Source organism: Pseudomonas sp. SHLD1 (assembly GCF_028640935.1).
GTDB classification, from domain to species: Bacteria; Pseudomonadota; Gammaproteobacteria; order Pseudomonadales; family Pseudomonadaceae; genus Chryseomonas; species Chryseomonas aestiva.
Genome location: NZ_JAQZAD010000032.1, coordinates 285,600 through 306,822 on the forward strand (window position 1 = coordinate 285,600; position 21,223 = coordinate 306,822).

At 64.2% G+C, this 21,223-nt stretch carries 16 protein-coding genes; 9 read left to right on the plus strand and 7 right to left on the minus strand.

From position 1 onward, the window contains the following. Both PVZ77_RS22220 and PVZ77_RS22225 read right to left on the minus strand, forming a co-directional pair. Positions 1-1,515 carry a CoA-acylating methylmalonate-semialdehyde dehydrogenase gene (locus PVZ77_RS22220; protein WP_273809631.1) on the minus strand — a complete coding sequence of 505 codons (1,515 nt, stop codon included), beginning with the start codon at positions 1,513-1,515 and terminating at the stop codon, positions 1-3. Continuing rightward, positions 1,512-3,245, minus strand: a complete 1,734-nt coding sequence (locus PVZ77_RS22225) for an AMP-binding protein (protein WP_273809632.1) — start codon at positions 3,243-3,245, stop codon at positions 1,512-1,514. The genes PVZ77_RS22220 and PVZ77_RS22225 overlap by 4 nt, the downstream gene beginning before the upstream one ends. 208 nt (positions 3,246-3,453) lie before the next feature. Between PVZ77_RS22225 and PVZ77_RS22230 the strand changes: the two genes are divergently transcribed. Then, positions 3,454-4,410 (plus strand): LysR family transcriptional regulator, encoded by a 957-nt coding sequence (locus PVZ77_RS22230; RefSeq protein ID WP_273809633.1) that lies wholly within the window; start codon positions 3,454-3,456, stop codon positions 4,408-4,410. Between the two features lie 98 nt (positions 4,411-4,508). After that, positions 4,509-4,955, plus strand: coding sequence for a hypothetical protein (locus tag PVZ77_RS22235; RefSeq protein WP_273809634.1), 447 nt, complete (start codon positions 4,509-4,511; stop codon positions 4,953-4,955). A gap of 25 nt (positions 4,956-4,980) precedes the next feature. Here the strand turns inward: PVZ77_RS22235 and PVZ77_RS22240 are convergent, their stop codons facing one another. Continuing rightward, a complete protein-coding gene (locus tag PVZ77_RS22240; protein WP_273809635.1) occupies positions 4,981-5,931 on the minus strand; it encodes a 2-hydroxyacid dehydrogenase in 951 nt (316 codons plus the stop codon). A 53-nt stretch (positions 5,932-5,984) separates the two neighbouring features. Further along, positions 5,985-7,292 carry an Nramp family divalent metal transporter gene (locus PVZ77_RS22245; RefSeq protein ID WP_273809636.1) on the minus strand — a complete coding sequence of 436 codons (1,308 nt, stop codon included), beginning with the start codon at positions 7,290-7,292 and terminating at the stop codon, positions 5,985-5,987. A 280-nt stretch (positions 7,293-7,572) separates the two neighbouring features. On the opposite strand from PVZ77_RS22245, the gene tig reads away from it, so the two are divergent. The 5 genes from tig to PVZ77_RS22270 all read left to right on the plus strand — a co-directional run bounded on the left by tig (position 7,573) and on the right by PVZ77_RS22270 (position 15,559). Next, a complete protein-coding gene (gene tig / locus PVZ77_RS22250; protein ID WP_183630357.1) occupies positions 7,573-8,883 on the plus strand; it encodes a trigger factor in 1,311 nt (436 codons plus the stop codon). Positions 8,884-8,973: 90 nt separating this feature from the next. Further along, positions 8,974-9,615 (plus strand): ATP-dependent Clp endopeptidase proteolytic subunit ClpP, encoded by a 642-nt coding sequence (gene clpP / locus PVZ77_RS22255; protein WP_007162222.1) that lies wholly within the window; start codon positions 8,974-8,976, stop codon positions 9,613-9,615. 109 nt (positions 9,616-9,724) lie between these two features. After that, positions 9,725-11,005 (plus strand): ATP-dependent Clp protease ATP-binding subunit ClpX, encoded by a 1,281-nt coding sequence (gene clpX / locus PVZ77_RS22260; protein WP_133859302.1) that lies wholly within the window; start codon positions 9,725-9,727, stop codon positions 11,003-11,005. Positions 11,006-11,131: 126 nt separating this feature from the next. Next, the gene (lon, locus tag PVZ77_RS22265; protein ID WP_273809637.1) at positions 11,132-13,528 is read left to right on the plus strand and encodes an endopeptidase La; all 2,397 of its coding nucleotides are present in this window, start codon (positions 11,132-11,134) and stop codon (positions 13,526-13,528) included. Positions 13,529-13,702: 174 nt separating this feature from the next. Then, positions 13,703-15,559, plus strand: a complete 1,857-nt coding sequence (locus PVZ77_RS22270) for a SurA N-terminal domain-containing protein (RefSeq protein ID WP_273809638.1) — start codon at positions 13,703-13,705, stop codon at positions 15,557-15,559. A 105-nt stretch (positions 15,560-15,664) separates the two neighbouring features. Here the strand turns inward: PVZ77_RS22270 and cysK are convergent, their stop codons facing one another. After that, the gene (cysK, locus tag PVZ77_RS22275) at positions 15,665-16,627 is read right to left on the minus strand and encodes a cysteine synthase A (RefSeq protein WP_273809639.1); all 963 of its coding nucleotides are present in this window, start codon (positions 16,625-16,627) and stop codon (positions 15,665-15,667) included. Between the two features lie 110 nt (positions 16,628-16,737). On the opposite strand from cysK, the gene PVZ77_RS22280 reads away from it, so the two are divergent. Together PVZ77_RS22280 and PVZ77_RS22285 are read left to right on the plus strand one after the other, a co-directional pair. Then, entirely contained in the window at positions 16,738-17,571 is an 834-nt protein-coding gene (locus PVZ77_RS22280; RefSeq protein WP_273809640.1) for an AAA family ATPase, read from the plus strand. Between the two features lie 8 nt (positions 17,572-17,579). Continuing rightward, a complete protein-coding gene (locus PVZ77_RS22285) occupies positions 17,580-18,755 on the plus strand; it encodes a vWA domain-containing protein (protein ID WP_273809641.1) in 1,176 nt (391 codons plus the stop codon). A gap of 39 nt (positions 18,756-18,794) precedes the next feature. Here the strand turns inward: PVZ77_RS22285 and htpX are convergent, their stop codons facing one another. Further along, positions 18,795-19,673 carry a protease HtpX gene (gene htpX, locus PVZ77_RS22290; RefSeq protein WP_007162229.1) on the minus strand — a complete coding sequence of 293 codons (879 nt, stop codon included), beginning with the start codon at positions 19,671-19,673 and terminating at the stop codon, positions 18,795-18,797. Between the two features lie 194 nt (positions 19,674-19,867). After that, entirely contained in the window at positions 19,868-21,079 is a 1,212-nt protein-coding gene (locus PVZ77_RS22295) for a pyridoxal phosphate-dependent aminotransferase (protein WP_273809642.1), read from the minus strand. Between the last annotated feature and the right edge of the window lie 144 nt (positions 21,080-21,223).

Consider the following 21,223-nt stretch of genomic DNA (forward strand, 5'->3'; position numbering starts at 1 on the left):
TTACTTGAGGGTGATGGTGGTGTTGACGACCCCGGCGCTGCCGACGTCCTGCTCGTCGGGCCAGCGCGTGGTGATGGTCTTGGTCTGGGTATAGAAGAGCACCGCCTGCTTGCCGTAGGGCCCCAGGTCACCCAGCTTGGAGGCGCGCGAACCGCTGAAGGAGAACAGCGGCACCGGTACCGGGATGGGCACGTTGATGCCAACCTGGCCGACGTCGATGTCTTCCTGGAAGCGGCGGGCCGCGGCGCCGGAGCGGGTGAAGAGGGCGACGCCGTTGCCGTTGGGGTTGGCGTTGATCAGGGCGATGGCTTCGTCGAGGGTGGCCGCGTGCATCACGCAGAGCACCGGCCCGAACAGTTCTTCGCGGTACAGGGTCATGTCGGTGGTCACCCCGGAAAACAGCGTCGGGCCGACGAAGTTGCCCTTCTCGTAGCGCTCGACCTGGATGTTGCGGCCGTCCAACTCCAGGGTGGCGCCTTCGCTTACCCCGCGCTCGATCAGGCCGCTGACCCGGTCCAGCGCCTGGCAGGAGATCAGCGGGCCGACGTCGGTGCCGTGCTCGTGACCCGCGCCCACCTTGAGGCTGCGCGCCTTGGCCACCAGGTCCGGCACCCAGCTGTTGGCCTCGCCCACCAGCACCACCACCGAGACCGCCATGCAGCGCTGACCCGCCGCACCGAAGGCGGCGCCCACCAGGTTGGCCAGGGTCTGCTCGCGGGGCGCATCGGGCATCACCACCGCGTGGTTCTTGGCGCCCATCATGCACTGGACCCGCTTGCCGGCTTCGCTGGCGCGGCGGTAGACGTGGGTGCCGACGCGGGTGGAGCCGACAAAGGACAACGCCTTGATGTCCGGGTGATCGCAGAGGGCGTCCACCACCGCCGGCCCGCCATGGACCACGTTGAGCACCCCGGGCGGCACCCCGGCTTCCAGCGCCAGTTCGGCCAGGCGCATGGTCACCAGCGGATCCTGCTCCGACGGCTTGAGGACGAAGGTGTTGCCGCAGGCGATCGCCATGGGAAACATCCATAGCGGAATCATCGCCGGGAAGTTGAAGGGGGTGATGCCGGTGCAGACCCCCAGGGGTTGCAGCAGGGTATAGGTGTCCACCCCGCTGGCGACATTGTTGGCCAGTTCGCCCAGTTGCAGATTGCCGATGGCGGCGGCGTGCTCCACCACCTCCAGGCCGCGGAAGACATCACCCTCGGCGTCGGCCAGGGTCTTGCCCTGCTCGGCGGTGAGCAGGGCGGCCAGTTCGTTCATGTGCTCGCGGATCAGCTGCTGGTAGCGCAGGAAGATGCGCGCCCGGGCGCCGATGGGCGTCTTGCGCCAGGTGGCGAAGGCCGCCTTGGCACTGGCCACGGCGCGCTGCACCTCCTCGGCGGTGGCGAAGGGCACCCGCGCCAGCACCTCCTGGGTCGCCGGATTGATCACCTCGCGGCCTTCGCGGCTGGTGGAGGTGACGAACTGGCCGTCGATCAGCAGCGGCACGTCTTGGATGGCGGTCTGGGTCATGACAGGGATTCCTGAGCGGTGGCCGGGGTGGCCGGGGCAGGTTGGAGGGCGAAGTCTTCTTCGGCGTAATCGTGGAGATCGGGGGTGCCGCTGGCGCGGCGCTGGGCCTCGCCCAGGCGCAGCTCGATGCGGCGGATCTTGCCGGACAGCGTCTTGGGCAGCTCGCCGACGAATTGCAGCCGGCGCACCCGCTTGTAGGGCGACAGGCAGCCACGGGCGAAGCCGAGCAGCTCCTGCGCGAGCTCAGGCGAAGGCGCGTGGCCGGAGGCCAGGATGACGAAGGCCTTGGGTACATTGAGGCGCAGGGGATCGGGGCTCGGTACCACCGCCACCTCCATCACCGCCGGATGCTCGATCAGGGCGCTCTCCAGTTCGAAGGGGCTGATGCGGTAGTCCGCCGACTTGAAGACGTCATCGGCGCGCCCGACGAAGGTGATGTAGCCCTCGGCGTCGCGCACCGCGGTATCGCCGGTGCGGTAGTGCCCGTCGCGCATCACCTCGGCGGTCTTTTCCGGGCTGTCTTCGTAGCCCAGCATCAGCCCGGCCGGCCGCGGTTGCAGGGACAGGGCCACCTCGCCGTCGTCACCCGGTCGGCCATCGGCATCCAGCAATTCGACGTGGCACCCGGGCAGCGGACGACCCATGGAGCCCGGCTTGAGCGGCTGCCCTGGGGTGTTGCCCACCAGCGCGGTGGTTTCCGACTGGCCGAAGCCATCTCTCAGGGTCAGCCCCCAGGCCGCCTGCAGGCTGTCGATGATCTCGGGATTGAGCGGCTCGCCCGCGCCGACCAGCTCGCGCAGGTCGAGTCGATCACGATAGGCGGCGAGGTCCTCCTGGATCAGCATCCGCCATACCGTGGGCGGCGCGCAGAGGCTGGTGACCGGATAGTGCGCCAGCACCTCCAGCAGCGCCTGGGGCTTGAAGCGCGGCACGTCGTGGATGAACACGCAGGCACCGGCGTTCCAGGGCGCGAAGACGCAACTCCAGGCATGCTTGGCCCAGCCGGGGGAGGAGATGTTGAGGTGCACATCGCCGGGTTGCAGACCGATCCAGTAGAGCGTGGACAGGTGCCCGACCGGATAGCTGCTGTGGCTGTGCAGGACCAGCTTGGGTCGCGAGGTGGTCCCCGAGGTGAAATAGAGCAGCAGCGGATCCGTGGCGAGGGTAGGGCCGTCCGGCAGGAAATCGCTGGCACAGGCGCCCGGCGCATAGGGCTGCCAACCGGCCACCGATGCCCCGACGCAGATACGGGTGAGGCCAGGATCCAGACTGGCGCAACGCTCCGTATGGGCGCTGCCCACCACCAGGTGGGCGATACGTCCGCGTTGCACCCGATCCTGCAGATCGGCATCGCTGAGCAGGGTGGTGGCGGGCACCACCACGGCGCCCAGCTTGAAGGCGCCGAGCAGCGCCTCCCACAGCGCCACCTCGTTGCCCAGCATCACCAGGATGCGTTCGCCGCGACGGACACCCTGGGCGCGCAGGAAATTGGCGGTGCGATTCGACGCCTGGCGCAGCTCGGCGAAGCTGTAGCGCTCCTCCCGGCCTTCGGCATCGAGTCGCCACAGCGCCGGACCGGCTTGCTCCTCGGCCAGGCGATCGAAATGGTCCAGCGCCCAGTTGAAGTGTTCCAGCTCCGACCAGCGAAAATCGCGGACGGCCGTGGCGTAGTCGGTGCGATGGCGCAGCAGGAAGTCGCGCGCTTCACGGAAGGCATCGCCGGCGGTCATGGGCGATACCCCGCGGCCTGCAGGAGCGGGAAGGAAGGGCAGCGTCCGGCCTGGCGCCGGGATAAGGCGTGCGGGTGGGTCATGGGGGTCTGCTCTTTATTGTTGTTGGCTGGCAGAGGTTCGCGCCGTCACCGCTCGTGACGCGACTTGGTAAGCAGTATAGTTCCGGCAAAAGTCCCCTGGCTTCCGACAAAAACGCCCGACAGATATGCAAAAATCCAATAACCCGGCGGGACGTCTCGACTGGGACGATCTCAGATTCTTCCTTGAAGTGGCGCGCACCCAGAAGGCCAGCGCCGCCGCCCGGCGGCTGGGGGTGGACTACACCACCGTCTCGCGACGGATCGCTGCCCTGGAAAAGGCGCTCGGTGCCCTGCTGTTCGAGAAATCGCGCAGCACCGGCTTCAGCCTCACCATGGAAGGCCAGCGCCTGCTGGTGCATGCGGAAACCCTGGAAAGCACCCTGCAGACCGCCTGCGAGCAGATCTCCGATACCCGGCTGGCGCCGTCCGGCCAGGTGCGCATCGGCGCCACCGAGGGCTTCGGCAGCTACTTCGTCGCGCCCCAGCTGAGTTTCTTCCAGGATCGCTATCCCGGCATCACCCTGGAGGTGCTGCCGGTGCCGCACTTCGTCAACCTGTCGCGTCGCGAAGCCGATATCGCCATCACCCTGGAGCGGCCCGAGCGCGGGCCCTATGTCTGCCGCAAGCTCTGCGACTACCGTCTGCGGCTCTATGCCACCGCCGACTATCTGGCCAGCCACCCGCCCGTCACGCAGCTGGCCGATCTGCAGCGCCACAGGTTCATCACCTACGTCGACGATCTCGCCTTCAGCCCCGAGCTGCTTTACCTGGAGCGTATCCTGCCCGAGGCCAGCAGCGGCCTGCGCAGCACCAGCGTGATCGCCCAGTACCAGGCGGCCCTGTGCGGACACGCCCTGGCCATCCTGCCATGCTTTGTCGCCGAACCCGATTCGCGTCTGGTAGCGCTCCTGCCGGAGCAGATCCAGATCACCCGGCAATTCTGGCTCTATTACCGCGAAGACCTGCGCCGCCTGCGGCGCATCACCCTGGTGGCCGACTACCTGCGCGCCTGCACCGACGCCAATCGGGACTTCCTGCTCGGAGAAACCCGCGCGCCGGTGCTGGGCTGGCCGATGTCCTGAAGCCCGTCGCCGATCGGTGCGGCACCCCGGGACCCGGCTGGGGTCTCAGAGCTGTCGGTCGTCCGTCGACGGCCTCCAGTGAACACATGGGAACGGCAATGGAACGATATCAGGCATTGAGTCAGGCGCTGAGCAAGGCGGCCGAGCGGGAAGAAGCCTATTGGCAGGGACTGGAGCGCCGCCTGCATGAATTGCCGGACTGCTTCACCCGCTACCTGGGACTCACCCCCGCGGATCAGGTGGATGCCGGGCTGGGCCTGGAAAAGCGCGTCGATGGCAATATCGTGCGCGAGCTGGAGGTCTATGCCCGTTATGACCTCACCGTGATCGTCGATGACCTCGCCGGCACCCCCCAGACCTTCGCCATCGGCCTGTCCTTCTTCTATACCAACGATCATTTCGTGCTGAAGGAGCGTGACGGCGAGTTCTCCGTCACCCTCGAATCCCAGGACGATCCCGACCGCTTCTGGGCAGAAGGCTGCCGCGAGATCTACGACTCCCTGGCCCGCCGCATCCGCGGCAAGACCCTGCCGGCCATCGAGTAGCAGGCCGGCCGGCGGGCGTCTGCGGTCAGACCGGCGTGACCAGGCGACCCTCGGCGAAATAGCGTTCCACGTTGGCCAGCACCAGGTCTGCCATGGCCTGGCGGGTCTCGTGGGTACCGCTGCCGAGGTGCGGGGTGAGGACCACGTTGTCCAGCGCCAGCAACGCCGTCGGTACCGCTGGTTCCGCGGCGAAGACATCCAGCCCCGCGCCACCCAGGGCGCCCGTCTGCAAGGCCGCCACCAGGGCCGGCTCGTCGACCACGCTGCCCCGCGCGATATTGATCAGATAGCCGCGCGGTCCCAGGGCGGCGAGGATCCGCGCATCGATCAGCCCATCGGTGGCCGGTCCGCCGGGCAGCGACAGGACCAGGAAATCCGCTGCCTTGGCCAGGTCTTCCAGGTCGGCGTGATAACGATAGGCGACGTCCGGTTGCCGCTGGCGACCGTGGTAGGCCACCTCCATGCCGAAGGCTTCCACCCGGCGAGCGATGCTCTTGCCGATATTGCCCAGCCCGACGATGCCACAGGTCTTGCCGGCCAGACGCGAGGTCAGCGGAAACTTGCCCTGCTGCCAGTCGCCGCGCCGCACGAAGCGATCCGCAGCGCTGATGCCCCGTGCCACATCGATCAGCAGGGCGAAGGCGGTGTCGGCGACGCAGTCGTCCAGCACGCCCGGGGTGTTGCTCACGACCACGCCCAGGTCCCGTGCGGCGGCGATGTCGATGCTGTCGTAGCCCACCCCGAAACTGAACACCGCCTTCAAGCCAGGCAGGGCGCTCATCAGCTCGCGCGTCGCGCCATGCACCCCAGAGGTGACCAGGGCCACCACGTCCCCGCCACGCGTGGCGAGCAGTGCGGACGGGTCGGGTGCTTCCCAGAGCCGCAGCACCTCATGGCGTGAATTGAGGGCGTCCTGCAGGGCAGGCAGCAGCGGACCCACCTGCAGCAGCAGTGGACGTTCGTTCTGTTCAGGCATCTCTAGACTCCTTGAGGAAAGCGGGGGCGGCGAACCCGCCCCGAAACGGGGGCTCAGCCCAGCAACTGCAGGCCCAACTGGATCGCGACCCAGATCGCCAGCAGGGTGGCGAAGCCAAGCGCCAGATTCTCGAACCAGTTGTTGCGGTATTTGTCGCCTAGCAGCGACTTCTGGTTGGACATGATCAGCAGCCCCAGGGAAATCACCGGCAGGCCGACGATATTGAGGGCATTCACGCCAATGGTCAGGGTCACGAAGTCGGGCATGCCCGGCAGCGACCATACCAGCGGCGTCACCAGGATGAAGAGCAGGAACCACCTGTGCGCCGGGTCCTTGTGAAAGGTCTTGCCATAGCGCTCACGGCGCTCCGGACGGATGTGCTGCAGGGCATCGGTGATCAGCATGGGGAAGGCGGTGGTCTTGCCCACTACGCTGGCGAACAGGGTGGCGAAGACCCCGGTGAAGAAGATCAGCCAGCCACCGGTGCCAAAGAACAGCTCCAGGGCCGCGCCCAGGTCGCTCAGGGTATTCACCTGCAGACCGTTGGGTCTGAGGATCTCCACCCCGACCACCCAGATGGCCAGGTTGATGACGATGCCGACCACCACCGCGAAGAGCAGGTCGTTGCGCTGGATGCGCTTGTGTTCCGGACCGGTCCAGCCCTTTTCCTTCATCACATAGGGATGCACGAAGTTGGCGATGGAGCCGGCCACGGCGCCAATCACCGAAACCGCCACCAGCAGGGCGCCGTGCACGCCTTCGTCCGGCGGAATGCTGAAGCCGATGGTGCCGCGCAGGATGCCGCCCAGGTCCGGCCCCGACATCACCGCCAGGGTGATGAAGGCCAGGGTCATGACGGCCAGCAAGACCTTCATCACCCCCTCGATCAGCGCATAGAAGTTGCGGCCCACCAGCAGCCAGACCGCGATCACCACCGCCACGGAGCAGAGCAGGGGCTGGTCGAGGTGGAGCAGGGTAGCCAGGGCTTCGCCTGCACCCTTGAGCATGTAGGCGTTGGTCAGGTGCCCCATGATCAGCGCATAGCCGAGCATGAACCAGGCGAACACCGGGTGCAGCTGGGCATAGCCTTCGAGGATCGACATGCCGCGGTTATTGCACAACTGGAAACGGGCGATGATGTTGACGATGAGAAAGCGCAGCAGCAGGGACACCGCCAGCACCCACATCATGGCGTAGCCGTAGTTGGCACCTGCCACCGAGGAAGTGATGAGGTCCCCGGCGCCCAGCCAGGACAGCACCGCGATGATGCCGGGGCCCAGCAGTTTCGCCAGGCGGCGCAGGCCGGAACGCGGCTCCTTGATCTTGGGGACGGATTTCTCGACGGAACCGGATTGGTCCATTGGGGCGATTCTCCTAACGATTGTTGTTGTTGTGAATAGGGCCGGAGGTGGCCTTTTCGTTAGCTTGCCCTTCAGGGTTTAGCACTACATACGACGTCGTACAACTTAGGGTGGGCAACAAAATGTTGCTCTTGACCGCTCGGTCAGGCCCGCTTCGGCAGTGCCCGTACGCACCGCTGGATCAAGCCAGGTGACTTCGCTTGAGACTGTCTCTAGAATGGTCGCCCTTGATTCTGGGGGGTCGGAGTGCCGGCCTGTTTCTGTGCCACGAGGAATATCCATGCAAGTTTCCGTTGAAAACACCTCTGCTCTCGAGCGTCGCATGACCATTGGCGTGCCGGCCGAGCGTATTGAAACCGAAGTGAACAAGCGTCTGCAGCAGACTGCACGGCGTGCCAAGGTTCCCGGTTTCCGCCCGGGCAAGGTACCCATGAGCGTCATCCGCCAGCGCTACGAAGCCTCGGCTCGTCAGGAAGCCTTGGGTGATCTCATTCAGGAAACCTTCTACGAAGCCGTTGTCGAGCAGAAGCTCAACCCGGCCGGCGCACCCGCCGTCGAACCCAAGGTGTTCGAAAAGGGCAAGGACCTGGAATACGTTGCCACCTTCGAAGTCTTCCCCGAGTTCGAAGTGAAGGGCCTGGACGGCATCGAGATCGAGCGTCAGGACGCAAGCGTCGAAGACGCCGACATCGACAAGATGCTCGACGTGCTGCGCAAGCAGGGCACTCGTTATGAAGCCGTTGACCGCGCTGCCGCCAACGATGACCAGCTCACCCTGGACTTCGTGGGTACCCAGGACGGCGAAGCCTTCGCCGGTGGTTCCGCCGAAGGCACCAAGCTGGTGCTGGGCTCGGGTCGCATGATCCCCGGTTTCGAAGACGGCCTGGTCGGCGCCAAGGCCGGTGACGAGCGCGTGCTCGACCTGACCTTCCCCGAGGACTACCAGAACCTGGACCTGGCCGGCAAGGCCGCACAGTTCAAGGTCACCGTCAAGGAAGTGGCCGCTCCCGAGCTGCCCGAACTGAACGAGGCCTTCTTCAAGCAGTTCGGCGTGGAAGAGACCACCGTCGAAGGTTTCCGCGCCGAAGTGCGCAAGAACATGGAGCGCGAGCTGCGCCAGGCCCTCAAGACCAAGGTCAAGAACCAGGTCATGGACGGTCTGCTGGCCGCCAACCAGATCGACGTCCCGGCTGCCCTGATCAGCAACGAGGTGGATCGTCTGCGCGTTCAGGCCGTCCAGCAGTTCGGTGGCAATATCCAGCCCGAGCAACTGCCGGCCGAGCTGTTCAGCGAGCAGGCCAAGCGCCGCGTGCTGCTGGGTCTGATCATCGCCGAGATGGTCAAGCAGTTCGAGCTCAAGCCCGATGACGCCCGCGTCCGCGAGCTGATCGAGGAAATGGCTGCGGCCTACCAGGAGCCTGAGCAGGTAGTGAAGTGGTACTACCAGAACGAGCAGCAGCTGAACGAAGTGCGTTCGGTTGTACTGGAAGAACAAGTCGTGGATACTGTCCTCAAGCAGGCAAAAGTCACCGACAAGCAGGTCTCCTACGAGGACGCGGTCAAACCGGCCGAGGCTCCGCAAGCAGCCTGATCTGCCTCCAGTTGCTAGTTCACCTAAGCCAGCCTCGTGCTGGCTTATGTGTTTTTGACAGGTCATCCAGATAGGGAGCTAGTGCAGGACATGTCCCGCAATTCATACATGCAATCCATGCCCGATATTCAAGCCGCTGGCGGTCTGGTACCCATGGTGGTGGAGCAATCCGCCCGGGGCGAGCGCGCCTACGACATCTACTCCCGACTGCTCAAGGAGCGGGTCATCTTCCTGGTGGGTCAGGTCGAGGACTACATGGCCAATCTGGTCGTCGCCCAGCTGCTGTTCCTGGAAGCGGAGAATCCTGACAAGGACATCCACCTCTACATCAACAGTCCGGGTGGCTCGGTGACCGCTGGCATGTCGATCTACGACACCATGCAGTTCATCAAGCCCGACGTCTCCACCATCTGCATCGGCCAGGCCTGCAGCATGGGCGCCTTGCTGCTGGCCGGCGGCGCCGCCGAGAAGCGCTTCTGCCTGCCGCATTCGCGGATGATGATTCACCAGCCCCTGGGTGGCTTCCAGGGTCAGGCGTCGGACATCGAAATTCACGCCCGTGAAATTCTGACCATCCGTGAGCGTCTGAACAAGGTACTGGCGCATCACACCGGTCAGCCCATGGACGTGATCGCCCGCGATACCGACCGTGACAACTTCATGAGTGGCCCCGAAGCCGTTGCCTACGGCCTGATCGACAAGGTCCTCGAGAAGCGCAACATCCCCGCCTGACCCCGCCTCGACCACCTGCCCAGGCGCCGTCGTTTGGGCAGGTAGGCTTGAAAAACCGTGCAATAGGCTCCATCTTGTTGATGTAAGCACATTCCATTGGATCGATCGAATGACAGATACGCGCAATAGCGACGATAACGGCAAGCTGCTTTACTGCTCCTTCTGCGGCAAGAGTCAGCACGAAGTACGTAAATTGATCGCTGGACCCTCCGTCTTCATCTGCGACGAATGCGTCGACCTGTGCAATGACATCATCCGCGAGGAAGTCCAGGAAGCTCAGGCCGAAAGCAATGCGCACAAGCTGCCAGCGCCGAAGGAAATCAGCGCTATCCTCGACCAGTATGTCATTGGTCAGCAGCGTGCCAAGCGGGTCCTCGCCGTTGCCGTCTACAACCACTACAAGCGTCTGAATCAGCGCGAGAAGAAAGACGACGTCGAACTGGGCAAGAGCAACATCCTGCTCATCGGTCCGACCGGTTCGGGCAAGACCCTGCTGGCGGAAACGCTGGCGCGCCTGCTCAACGTGCCTTTCACCATCGCCGATGCCACCACTCTGACCGAAGCCGGTTATGTGGGTGAGGACGTCGAGAACATCATTCAGAAGTTGCTGCAGAAGTGCGACTACGATGTGGAAAAGGCCCAGATGGGCATCGTCTACATCGACGAGATCGACAAGATCTCGCGCAAGTCCGACAACCCCTCGATCACCCGTGACGTCTCGGGTGAGGGTGTGCAGCAGGCCCTGCTGAAGCTGATCGAAGGTACCGTGGCATCGGTTCCGCCCCAGGGTGGCCGCAAGCATCCCCAGCAGGAATTCCTGCAGGTGGATACCCGCAACATCCTGTTCATCTGCGGTGGCGCTTTCGCCGGCCTGGAAAAGGTCATCCAGAACCGTTCCACCAAGGGTGGCGGCATCGGCTTCAACGCCGAGGTACGCAGCGTGGAACTGGGCAAGAAGATCGGCGAATCCCTGCGTGACGCCGAGCCCGAGGATCTGGTCAAGTTCGGTCTGATTCCCGAGTTCGTCGGTCGTCTGCCGGTCATCGCGACCCTGGACGAACTGGACGAGCCGGCGCTCATGCAGATCCTGACCGAGCCGAAGAACGCCCTGACCAAGCAGTACGCCAAGCTGTTCGAAATGGAAGACGTGGATCTGGAGTTCCGTCCCGACGCGCTCAAGGCGGTTGCCCGCAAGGCGCTGGAGCGCAAGACCGGTGCCCGGGGTCTGAGATCCATCCTCGAAGGCATCCTGCTCGAGACCATGTACGAGATTCCTTCGCAGAAGGAAGTCAGCAAGGTGGTCATCGACGAGAGCGTCATCGACGGGAGTTCCCAGCCGCTGCTCATCTACGAGAACAGCGAGCCCGCCAAGGCGGCGCCGGACGCGTGACAAAAGGGGCTTAGGCCCCTTTTTCATTTCAGCGACGGTTGTATTTTGCGGCGGCCAACCTCATGTTAGGAAAAACCGAGGCCTTAACCGCATCTGCGGCCGATTATTTGCCGAGACCCGTATCCCATGACTACGACGATAGAACTTCCCCTGCTGCCCCTACGTGACGTAGTGGTCTATCCCCACATGGTCATCCCATTGTTCGTCGGAAGGGAAAAGTCCGTCGAGGCCCTCGAGGCCGCCATGGCTGGCGACAAGCAGATCCTGCTGGTCGCGCAGAAGAATCCCGGCGATGACGATCCCGCCGCGGATGACATGTATCACATGGGTACGGTCGCAACCGTTCTCCAGCTGCTCAAGCTGCCCGACGGCACCGTCAAGGTCCTGGTCGAAGGCGAGCAGCGTGGCCGTATCGAGTCCTTCGTCGAAAGCCAGGCCTATGCCCGTGCGCTGGTCACGCTGATCGAGGACAGCGAAGCCCCGGATCGCGAATCCGAGGTGTTCTCGCGCAGCCTGATGAGTCAGTTCGAGCAATACGTGCAGCTCGGCAAGAAGGTCCCCGCTGAAGTGCTGTCCTCGCTCAACAGCATCGAGGATCCCAGCCGCCTGGTCGATACCATGGCCGCGCACATGGCGCTGAAGATCGAGCAGAAGCAGGAAATCCTCGAGATCACCGAGCTGGGTGCGCGCGTCGAGCACGTGCTGGCCCTGCTGGATGCGGAAATCGACCTCCTGCAGGTGGAGAAGCGTATCCGCGGCCGCGTCAAGAAGCAGATGGAGCGCAGCCAGCGCGAGTACTATCTCAACGAACAGATGAAGGCCATCCAGAAAGAACTGGGTGACATCGATGAAGGACACAACGAGGTCGATGACCTCAAGCGTCGTATCGAGGCGGCCGGTCTGCCCAAGGATGCCCTGACCAAGGCCAATGCCGAGCTGAACAAGCTCAAGCAGATGTCGCCGATGTCGGCTGAAGCCACCGTGGTACGCTCCTACATCGACTGGCTGGTGAACGTGCCGTGGCAGGCCGAGAGCAAGGTCCGCCTGGATCTGGGACGCGCCGAGGAAGTCCTCGACAAGGACCACTACGGTCTCGAGGAAGTGAAGGAACGCATCCTCGAATACCTCGCCGTGCAGAAGCGCGTGAAGAAGGTACGCGGACCGGTGCTGTGCCTGGTCGGCCCGCCCGGCGTGGGCAAGACGTCCCTGGCCGAGTCCATCGCTCGCTCCACCGGTCGCAAGTTCGTGCGCATGGCCCTGGGTGGCGTGCGTGACGAAGCCGAGATCCGCGGTCACCGTCGCACCTACATCGGCTCCATGCCGGGTCGCCTCATCCAGAAGATGACCAAGGTCGGGGTGCGCAATCCACTGTTCCTGCTCGACGAAATCGACAAGATGGGCAACGACATGCGGGGCGATCCTGCCTCCGCATTGCTCGAGGTCCTGGATCCGGAGCAGAACCACACCTTCAACGACCATTACCTCGAAGTGGACTATGACCTCTCCGACGTGATGTTCGTCTGCACCGCCAACTCCATGAACATTCCGGCGCCGCTGCTGGACCGCATGGAAGTCATTCGCCTGCCGGGCTATACCGAGGCGGAAAAGGTCAATATCGCCACCCGTTACCTGATTCCCAAGCAGGTCAAGGCCAATGGCCTGAAGAAGGGCGAGGTGGAGTTCGATGAAGACGCCCTGCGCGACATCATTCGCTACTACACCCGCGAAGCGGGCGTTCGGAGCCTGGAGCGGCAGGTCGCCAAGGTCTGCCGCAAGGTGGTCAAGCAGCATGCGCTGAGCAAGGAGCGGACGGCCAGCGTCACCGTGGACACCCTGGAGCACTGGCTGGGCGTGCGCAAGTTCCGCTACGGTCTCGCCGAGCAGCAGGATCAGATCGGTCAGGTGACCGGCCTGGCCTGGACCCAGGTGGGTGGCGAATTGCTGACCATCGAGTCCGCGGTCGTTCCGGGCAAGGGCCAGATGATCAAGACCGGCTCGCTGGGCGATGTGATGGCCGAATCCATTACGGCTGCCCTGACCGTGGTGCGCAGCCGTGGTCGCAGCCTGGGTATTCCCAGGGACTTCCACGAGAAGCACGACATCCATATCCACGTCCCCGAAGGCGCGACGCCCAAGGACGGTCCGAGTGCCGGTATCGGCATGTGCACGGCGCTGGTGTCGGCGGCTACCCGCATTCCGGTACGCGCCGATGTAGCGATGACCGGCGAGATCACCCTGCGTGGTCAGGTCCTGGCGATTGGCGGCCTCAAGGAAAAGCTGCTCGCAGCCCACCGCGGCGGCATCCGTACCGTGATCATTCCGGAAGAAAACGTCCGGGATCTGCGGGACATTCCGGACAACATCAAGGCCGACTTGCAGATCAAGCCAGTCAAATGGATTGACGAGGTCTTGGAGGTTGCGCTGCAATACACGCCGGAGCCGCTTCCGGACGATGGTCCGGAGCTCGTCAGTAAGGACGAGAAGCGGGATCAGGAAGGCAAGGAGCGCGTCAGTACCCACTGACGGCGCACCCGGGCTTGATGGGCGGGCTGCCAGACGAGGTTGCTGGTGCTCCGCCGTCCTGCTGGATGCAAGGTCCTTGATCGATGAAAAGGCGCATCTCGAGATGCGCCTTTTCGCTATTTGCTATTCGACGATTTCGCCATGGCCGGTCCGGCCACAGCTCGTGGGGGGAACATGCTACAAAACATCAGGGACCGTTCGCAGGGATGGATTGCCAAAGTCATCATCGGATTCATCATCCTGCTGATGGCACTGACCGGCTTCGAAGCGATCATCCGCGCCACGGGTCACCAGGGCGCCGTCGCCCTGGTCAATGGCGACGAGATCAAGCAGACGGAGCTGGCCCAGGCCGTGGAAATGCAGCGTCGCCAGCTGCAGCAGCAATTGGGTCAGGGTTTCGATCCGTCCACCCTGGATGATCGCCTGCTGCGCGAGTCCGCGCTCAAGGCACTGATCGACAAGCAACTGCTGCTGCAGAGCGCCAAGGCCGATCGCTTCGCCTTTTCCGAACAGGCGCTCGATCAGCTGATCCTCAATACCCCCGAATTCCAGACCGAAGGGCGTTTCGATCCCCAGCGCTTCGATCAGGCCGTTCGCCAGATGAACTACAACCGCCTGCAGTTCCGCGATCTGCTGCGTGACGAGATGCTGATCGGTCAGCTGCGCGCCGGCATCGTCGGCAGCAACTTCGTCACCGACGCCGATATCGAGGCTTTCGCCGCGCTCGAACGTCAGACTCGTGATTTCGCCATGCGCACCGTCAAGGCCGCGTCGGCCGGCATCACGCCGACCCAGGACGAAGTCCAGGCCTACTACGACAGCCACAAGAGCGCCTTCATGACGCCCGAACAGGTGGTCATCGATTACGTCGAGCTGAACAAGTCCGCCTTCCTGGCCAAGGCCAAGGTCGACGAAAGCCGTCTGCAGGCCGCCTACAAGTCCGAGATCGCCAACCTGTCGGAGCAGCGTGACGCCGCCCATATCCTCATCGAGGTCAACGACAAGCAGAACGACGACCAGGCCAAGGCCAAGATCCAGCAGATCCAGGAACGCCTGAAGAAGGGTGAAGACTTCGCCAAGCTGGCCAAGGAGTTCTCCCAGGATCCAGGTTCGGCGGCCAATGGCGGTGACCTCGGCTTCGCCGGTCGTGGCGTCTATGATCCGGCCTTCGAAGAGGCCTTGTATGCCCTGGCGCCTCAGCAGGTGTCGACCCCGGTGCGCACCAGCTTCGGCTGGCACCTGATCAAGCTGCAGGGCGTCCAGGCGCCGGAAGTACCCACCCTGGCCAGCGTCCGGCCGCGTCTGGAACAGCAGCTCAAGGCGGAAGACGCCGATCGCCTGTTCGTGGAAGCGGGCCGCAAGCTGGAAAGCTCCGCCTATGAATCCTCCGACCTGAGCCAGCCGGCCCAGGAACTGGGTCTGCAGGTCAAGACCAGCGCTCCCTTCGGTCGTGAAGGAGGCGAGGGACTGACCGCCAACCGTCAGGTGATCGAGGCGGCCTTCAGCGAGGACGTCCTGCGCAACGGCGCCAACAGCACTGCGCTGCAGCTCGATCCGGAGACCCTGGTGGTGATCCGCGACAAGGAGCATCGCACGCCGCAGCTGCAACCCCTGGATGTGGTTAGGAAGGAGATCGTGACCCGCCTGACCCAGGAAAAGGCCGCCGCGGTGGCCAAGCAGGCTGGCGAAGAACAGCTCAAGACCCTGCGCGCCGGTGGCAAGGCCGCCGCGGGTGACTGGCGTACCGTCGAAGCCGCTACCCGCAACCAGGAGGGCGTCGATCCCCAGGTGCTGCAGGCGGCCTTCCGCATGGCCAAGCCGGAAGCCGACAAGCCGTCCTATGCCGGCATCAGCCTGCAGAACGGTGACTTCGTACTGATTCGTCTGCAGGGCGTAGGGGTGCCCAAGGAAGCCCTGAGCGCCGAGGACAAGGCGTTGTATCGCCGCTACCTCGCCTCGCGCGCCGGACAGGTCGATTTCGCGGCCTACCGCCGGGCCCTGGACGCCAAGGCCGAGATCAAGCATCTCTGATACGAAAAAAGCCCGGGAAACCGGGCTTTTTCTTGAGGGGTGGCAAAGGGTTCGCCGGCTGGCGAGCAACCCCGCAATGGGGGAGGGCAGTTTGCCGCCAGGGTCCTACTGGACCAGCTCCTGCTCGTCGAACAGCATGGTCGACAGATAGCGCTCACCGGAATCCGGCAGGATGACCACGATGGTCTTGCCCTGCATCTCCGGCGTCTCGGCCAGCCGGATCGCCGCGGCCATGGCGGCGCCGCAGGAAATGCCGCAGAGAATGCCTTCCTCGCGCATCAGCCGCTGGGCCATCAGCTTGGCCTGCTCATCGCTCACCTGCTCGACGCGATCGACCATGGCGAGATCCAGATTGCCGGGCACGAAGCCGGCGCCGATGCCCTGGATCTTGTGCGGACTGGGTTTCACCTCCGCACCGGCGAGGGTCTGGCTGATGACTGGCGAGGTCTCCGGCTCGACGGCGACGGACAGGATCGGCTTGCCCTTGGTGTTCTTGATGAAGCGCGAGATGCCGGTCAGGGTGCCGCCGGTACCCACGCCGGCCACCAGTACATCGATGGCGCCATCGGTGTCGTTCCAGATTTCAGGACCGGTGGTCTTCTCGTGGATGGCCGGATTGGCCGGGTTGTCGAATTGCTGCGGCATGAAATAGCGCTCGGGTTCGCTCTCGGCGATTTCCCGGGCCTTTTCGATGGCACCCTTCATGCCCTTGGCTGGCTCCGTCAGCACCAGCTCTGCACCCAACGCCTTGAGCACCTTGCGCCGCTCCAGGCTCATGGAGGCGGGCATGGTCAGTACCAGGCGGTAACCGCGGGCGGCGGCGACATAGGCCAGGCCGATCCCCGTATTGCCCGACGTCGGCTCCACCAGGCTCATGCCCGGCTTGAGCAGCCCCTTGGCTTCGGCGTCCCAGATCAGGTTGGCACCGATGCGGCATTTGACCGAATAGCCCGGATTGCGTCCCTCGATCTTGGCGAGCAGGGTGACGCCCTTGGGACCGAGGCGATTGATGTAGACCAGCGGCGTATTGCCGATGGACTGGGCATTGTCAGCGAAGATGCGGCTCATGGCGGATCCTGTACGGCGCGGAAAACTCGCAGCCTAGGCCTTGCGTCCGATGGCGTCCAGCCCGGGCGCGGCATGCTATCGTCAGGCGAAACAGCTGCCGAGGATCAGTGATGGCCTTTCAGGGTACCGAGCGTTATGTGGCCACGGCCGAACTCAGTCTGGCGGTGAATGCGGCCATCCGACTGGGGCGTCCGCTGCTGGTGAAGGGCGAGCCGGGCACCGGCAAGACGCTGCTGGCCGAGCAGGTGGCGGAGAGCCAGGGCGCGCGGCTGATCACCTGGCATGTGAAGTCCACCACCAAGGCGCAGCAGGGCCTCTATGAATACGACGCGGTGAGCCGCCTGCGCGATTCCCAGCTCGGCGATCCCCGGGTGCAGGAGGTGGCGAACTACATCAGGCCGGGCAAGCTGTGGGACGCCTTCACCGCCGAGGATCCGGTGGTGCTGCTGATCGACGAGATCGACAAGGCCGACATCGAATTTCCCAACGACCTGCTGCTGGAACTCGATCGCATGGAGTTCCACGTCTACGAGACCGGCGAGACCATTCGCGCCCAGCGACGCCCGATCATCATCATCACCTCCAACAACGAAAAGGAGTTGCCGGACGCCTTCCTGCGCCGCTGCTTCTTCCACTTCATCCGCTTTCCCGAGCGCGAAACCCTCGAACGCATCGTCCAGGTGCACTATCCTGATCTCCAGCAGCGTCTGGTCCAGGAGGCCCTGGATCTCTTCCTCGACCTGCGCAGCGTGCCGGGGCTGAAGAAGAAGCCGTCCACCTCGGAGCTGGTGGACTGGTTGGCGCTGCTGCTGGGCGATGAGGCGGCGCAGCGGGCACTGCATGGCGAGGGTGGTCTGCCGCCGCTGGCGGGCGCGCTGTTGAAGAACGAGCAGGATCTGCAGTTGCTTGAGCGTCAGGCCTTCATGCGTCGTCGGCGGAGCTGAGGAGAGGCATGTTCCTCGATTTCTTCACCCGCCTTAGGGCGGCGGGCATCCCGGTGTCCCTGGGCGAACTGCTGGATCTGCACGCTGCCCTGGATGCGGGCCTGGTGGTAGCCGATCCCGACGCCTTCTATCTGCTGGCCCGTGCGGTGCTGGTCAAGGATGAGCGCTTCTTCGACCGTTTCGATCAGGTCTATGCCGGCGAGATGGCCAGGTCGGAGCGATTGGCGGATACCAAGGCGATTCCCGCGGACTGGCTGCGCCTGGAGCTGCAGCGGCGGCTGTCCGAGGAGGATCGCCAGCGGCTCCAGGCGCTGGGTGGCCTCGATGAATTGCTCGCCATCCTGCAGCAGCGCCTCGCCGAACAGCGCGAGCGGCATGCCGGCGGCAACAAGTGGATTGGCACGGGGGGCACCAGTCCCTTCGGCAGCGGCGGCTACAATCCTTTTGGTGTGCGCATCGACGAGGCCGGTTCGCGGCAGGGGCAGGCAGCCAAGGTCTGGGAGCAGCGCGACTACCGTAACCTGGACGATCGCGCGCCGCTGGACCGCCGCAACCTGCAACTGGCCCTGCGCCGGCTCAGGCGCTTCGCCCGCCAGGGCGCAGCGGCGGAATTCGATCTGGAGGGGACCGTCGCGGCCACGGCACGCGAGGGTGGTCTGCTGGACGTGCGCTATCGACCGGAACGGCACAATGCGACCAGGGTGCTGCTGCTACTCGATGTCGGCGGCTCCATGGACCTGCACGTGCGCCTGTGCAGCGAGTTGTTCAGCGCCTGTCGCCTGGAGTTTCGCCACCTGGAGTACTACTACTTCCACAATTGCGTCTATGAACGCGTCTGGCGCGACAATGCCCGGCGCCATGAGGAAGGGCTCAACACCGCCGAACTGCTGCGCCGCTATGGCGCGGACTACCGCCTGGTGATCGTCGGCGACGCCAGCATGGGGCCCTACGAAATCACCCATCCGGGTGGCAGCGTCGAGCACTGGAACGAGGAGCCCGGTGCCCTGTGGATCCAGCGACTCTGCCAGCACTTCCCGCGGGCGGCCTGGCTCAACCCCTATCCGCAGGAGGGCTGGGCCAGCAGTACCTCGATCCGGCTGCTGCGCGAACTCATGGGCCAGCGCATGTTTCCCCTGACCGGCGAGGGGCTAGGCGAGGCCATTCGGTCCTTGACCCGCCCATGAAAAAACCCGGCCGAAGCCGGGTTTTTTCATCGCTCGCGCTTAGCGCTGACCGTAGCGGCGCAAGGCCTCGATGCGGTCTTCCAGCGGCGGGTGGCTCATCAGCAGACCGGCCAGGCCGTTCTTCAGCGAGCCGTTGATGCCGAAGGCGTTCAGGGTGTCGGGCATCTGCACCGGAATGCCTTGCTCGGCACGCAGGCGCTGCAGGGCACCGATCATGGCATTGGGGCCGGCCAGGCGCGCACCGGCCTCGTCCGCGCGGAATTCACGTTTGCGCGAGAACCACATGACGATGATGCTGGCCAGGATGCCCAGCACCAGTTCGGCGACGATGGTGGTCACGAAGTAGGCGATACCGTGGCCTTCCTCGTTCTTGAAGATGGCCTTGTCGACGAAGTTGCCGAAGATTCGCGCGAAGAACATCACGAAGGTGTTCACCACGCCCTGGATCAGCGCCAGGGTCACCATGTCGCCATTGGCGACGTGGCCGATCTCGTGGGCCAGCACCGCGCGCACCTCTTCGGGAGAGAAGCGCTCCAGCAGGCCCTGGCTGACCGCGACGAGGGCGTCGTTGCGGTTCCAGCCGGTGGCGAAGGCGTTGGCCTCATAGGCCGGGAAGATGCCGACCTCGGGGGTCTTGATGCCGGCTTCGCGGGCCAGCTCCTCGACGGTCTGCAGCAGCCACTGCTCATGGCGGGTACGCGGCTGGCTGATGACCTCGGTACGGGTGCTCATCTTCGCCATCCACTTGGAGATGAACAGCGAGACCAGCGAGCCGGCGAAACCGAACACGGCACAGAACACCAGCAGACTGCCATAGTTCTGACCGGTGTAGCGATCCACGCCAAGCACCTTCAAGGTGATGCTGGCAACGATCAGCACCGCCAGGTTGGTAGCCAGAAATAACAGAATGCGCATCATGGTGGGGTACAGCTCCTCACAGGTTTATCTGCCGGCTATATAAGGTTCGGCCCCGATCCATTCAACGTTTCCTCTATTGCAAACTGTGTCGTCGCTTGTCTGGCCGGTCAGGTAAGCGACGGTCACGCAAGGGCCGGCGCTGGTTGACGCCGTAAGTGGCGCCAACCGATGAAAGACCCGGAAATGCTTTGCCGCTACTGGGCGTAGCCGCCGAGGAAGTTGCCGATGCGCCCGATGGCCTGCTCCAGGTCATCGACGCGGGGCAGGGTGACGACGCGGAAGTGGTCGGGCCAGGGCCAGTTGAAGGCGGTGCCCTGGACCACCAGCAGTTTTTCCGAGAGCAGCAGGTCGAGGACGAATTTCTCGTCGTTGTGGATGGGGCAGACCTTGGGGTCGATCCGCGGGAAGGCATAGAGCGCGCCCATCGGCTTCACGCAGCTGACCCCGGGGATGTCGTTGAGCAACTCCCAGGTGCGATTGCGCTGTTCCAGCAGGCGTCCGTGCGGCAGCACCAGGTCGTTGATGCTCTGGTAGCCGCCCAGCGCCGTCTGGATCGCGTGCTGGGCCGGCACGTTGGCGCACAGGCGCATGTTGGCGAGAATGTCGAGGCCTTCGATGTAGCTGTGGGCGCGGTGCTTGGGGCCCGAGACGATCAGCCAGCCCGAACGGAAGCCGGCGACGCGATAGGACTTGGACAGACCGTTGAAGGTCAGGCACAGGACGTCCGGCGCCAGGGAGGCGGTGGAGATGTGCTGGGCTTCGTCATAGAGGATCTTGTCGTAGATCTCGTCGGAGAACAGCACCAGGTTGTGCCGCCGCGCCAGTTCGACGATGCCTTCCAGCACTTCCCTGGAATAGACCGCGCCAGTGGGGTTGTTCGGATTGATCAGCACCAGCGCCTTGGTGTTGCTGGTGATCTTGGCTTCCATGTCCGCCAGGTCGGGGAACCAGCCCGCCTGCTCGTCGCACAGGTAATGCACCGGCTTGCCACCGGCCAGGCTGACCGCGGCGGTCCACAGCGGATAGTCCGGCGCCGGGATCAGCACCTCGTCGTTGTTGTTGAGCAGCGCCTGCATGGCCATGACGATCAGCTCGGAGACGCCATTGCCCAGGTAGATGTCCTCGATGCCGACACCCTCGATGCGCTTCTGCTGGCAGTACTGCATCACCGCCTTGCGCGCGCTGAACAGACCCTTGGAGTCGCTGTAGCCCTGGGCGGTCGGCAGATTGCGGATGACGTCCTGCAGGATCTCCTCGGGCGCCTCGAAGCCGAAGGGTGCCGGATTGCCGATGTTGAGCTTCAGGATGCGGTGGCCTTCCTCTTCGAGGCGCTTGGCATGCTTGAGGACCGGGCCGCGGATGTCGTAGCAGACATTGGCGAGCTTGTTCGACTTGGAGACCTGCATGGGGAAATGAATCCTGGAAAAGGGCGAGAAAGACTCGGCGGGGGCGGACGCCGACCGGCGCTTGGCAGCATCCGGGGGCGGATGCCAGACTGAGCGGGAATCATACGGCTGCATCGCCTGTTACAAAAGATGCGCCGGCATCCA

Coding starts and splice junctions, on each gene's coding strand:
- lon (WP_273809637.1), top strand. CDS start 11,132: ATGACTACGACGATAGAACTTCCCCTGCTGCCCCTACGTGACGTAGTG.
- htpX (WP_007162229.1), bottom strand. CDS start 19,673: ATGATGCGCATTCTGTTATTTCTGGCTACCAACCTGGCGGTGCTGATC.
- clpX (WP_133859302.1), top strand. CDS start 9,725: ATGACAGATACGCGCAATAGCGACGATAACGGCAAGCTGCTTTACTGC.
- PVZ77_RS22220 (WP_273809631.1), bottom strand. CDS start 1,515: ATGACCCAGACCGCCATCCAAGACGTGCCGCTGCTGATCGACGGCCAG.
- PVZ77_RS22270 (WP_273809638.1), top strand. CDS start 13,703: ATGCTACAAAACATCAGGGACCGTTCGCAGGGATGGATTGCCAAAGTC.
- PVZ77_RS22295 (WP_273809642.1), bottom strand. CDS start 21,079: ATGCAGGTCTCCAAGTCGAACAAGCTCGCCAATGTCTGCTACGACATC.
- PVZ77_RS22235 (WP_273809634.1), top strand. CDS start 4,509: ATGGAACGATATCAGGCATTGAGTCAGGCGCTGAGCAAGGCGGCCGAG.
- tig (WP_183630357.1), top strand. CDS start 7,573: ATGCAAGTTTCCGTTGAAAACACCTCTGCTCTCGAGCGTCGCATGACC.
- PVZ77_RS22225 (WP_273809632.1), bottom strand. CDS start 3,245: ATGACCGCCGGCGATGCCTTCCGTGAAGCGCGCGACTTCCTGCTGCGC.
- PVZ77_RS22230 (WP_273809633.1), top strand. CDS start 3,454: ATGCAAAAATCCAATAACCCGGCGGGACGTCTCGACTGGGACGATCTC.
- clpP (WP_007162222.1), top strand. CDS start 8,974: ATGTCCCGCAATTCATACATGCAATCCATGCCCGATATTCAAGCCGCT.
- PVZ77_RS22280 (WP_273809640.1), top strand. CDS start 16,738: ATGGCCTTTCAGGGTACCGAGCGTTATGTGGCCACGGCCGAACTCAGT.
- PVZ77_RS22245 (WP_273809636.1), bottom strand. CDS start 7,292: ATGGACCAATCCGGTTCCGTCGAGAAATCCGTCCCCAAGATCAAGGAG.
- PVZ77_RS22285 (WP_273809641.1), top strand. CDS start 17,580: ATGTTCCTCGATTTCTTCACCCGCCTTAGGGCGGCGGGCATCCCGGTG.
- cysK (WP_273809639.1), bottom strand. CDS start 16,627: ATGAGCCGCATCTTCGCTGACAATGCCCAGTCCATCGGCAATACGCCG.
- PVZ77_RS22240 (WP_273809635.1), bottom strand. CDS start 5,931: ATGCCTGAACAGAACGAACGTCCACTGCTGCTGCAGGTGGGTCCGCTG.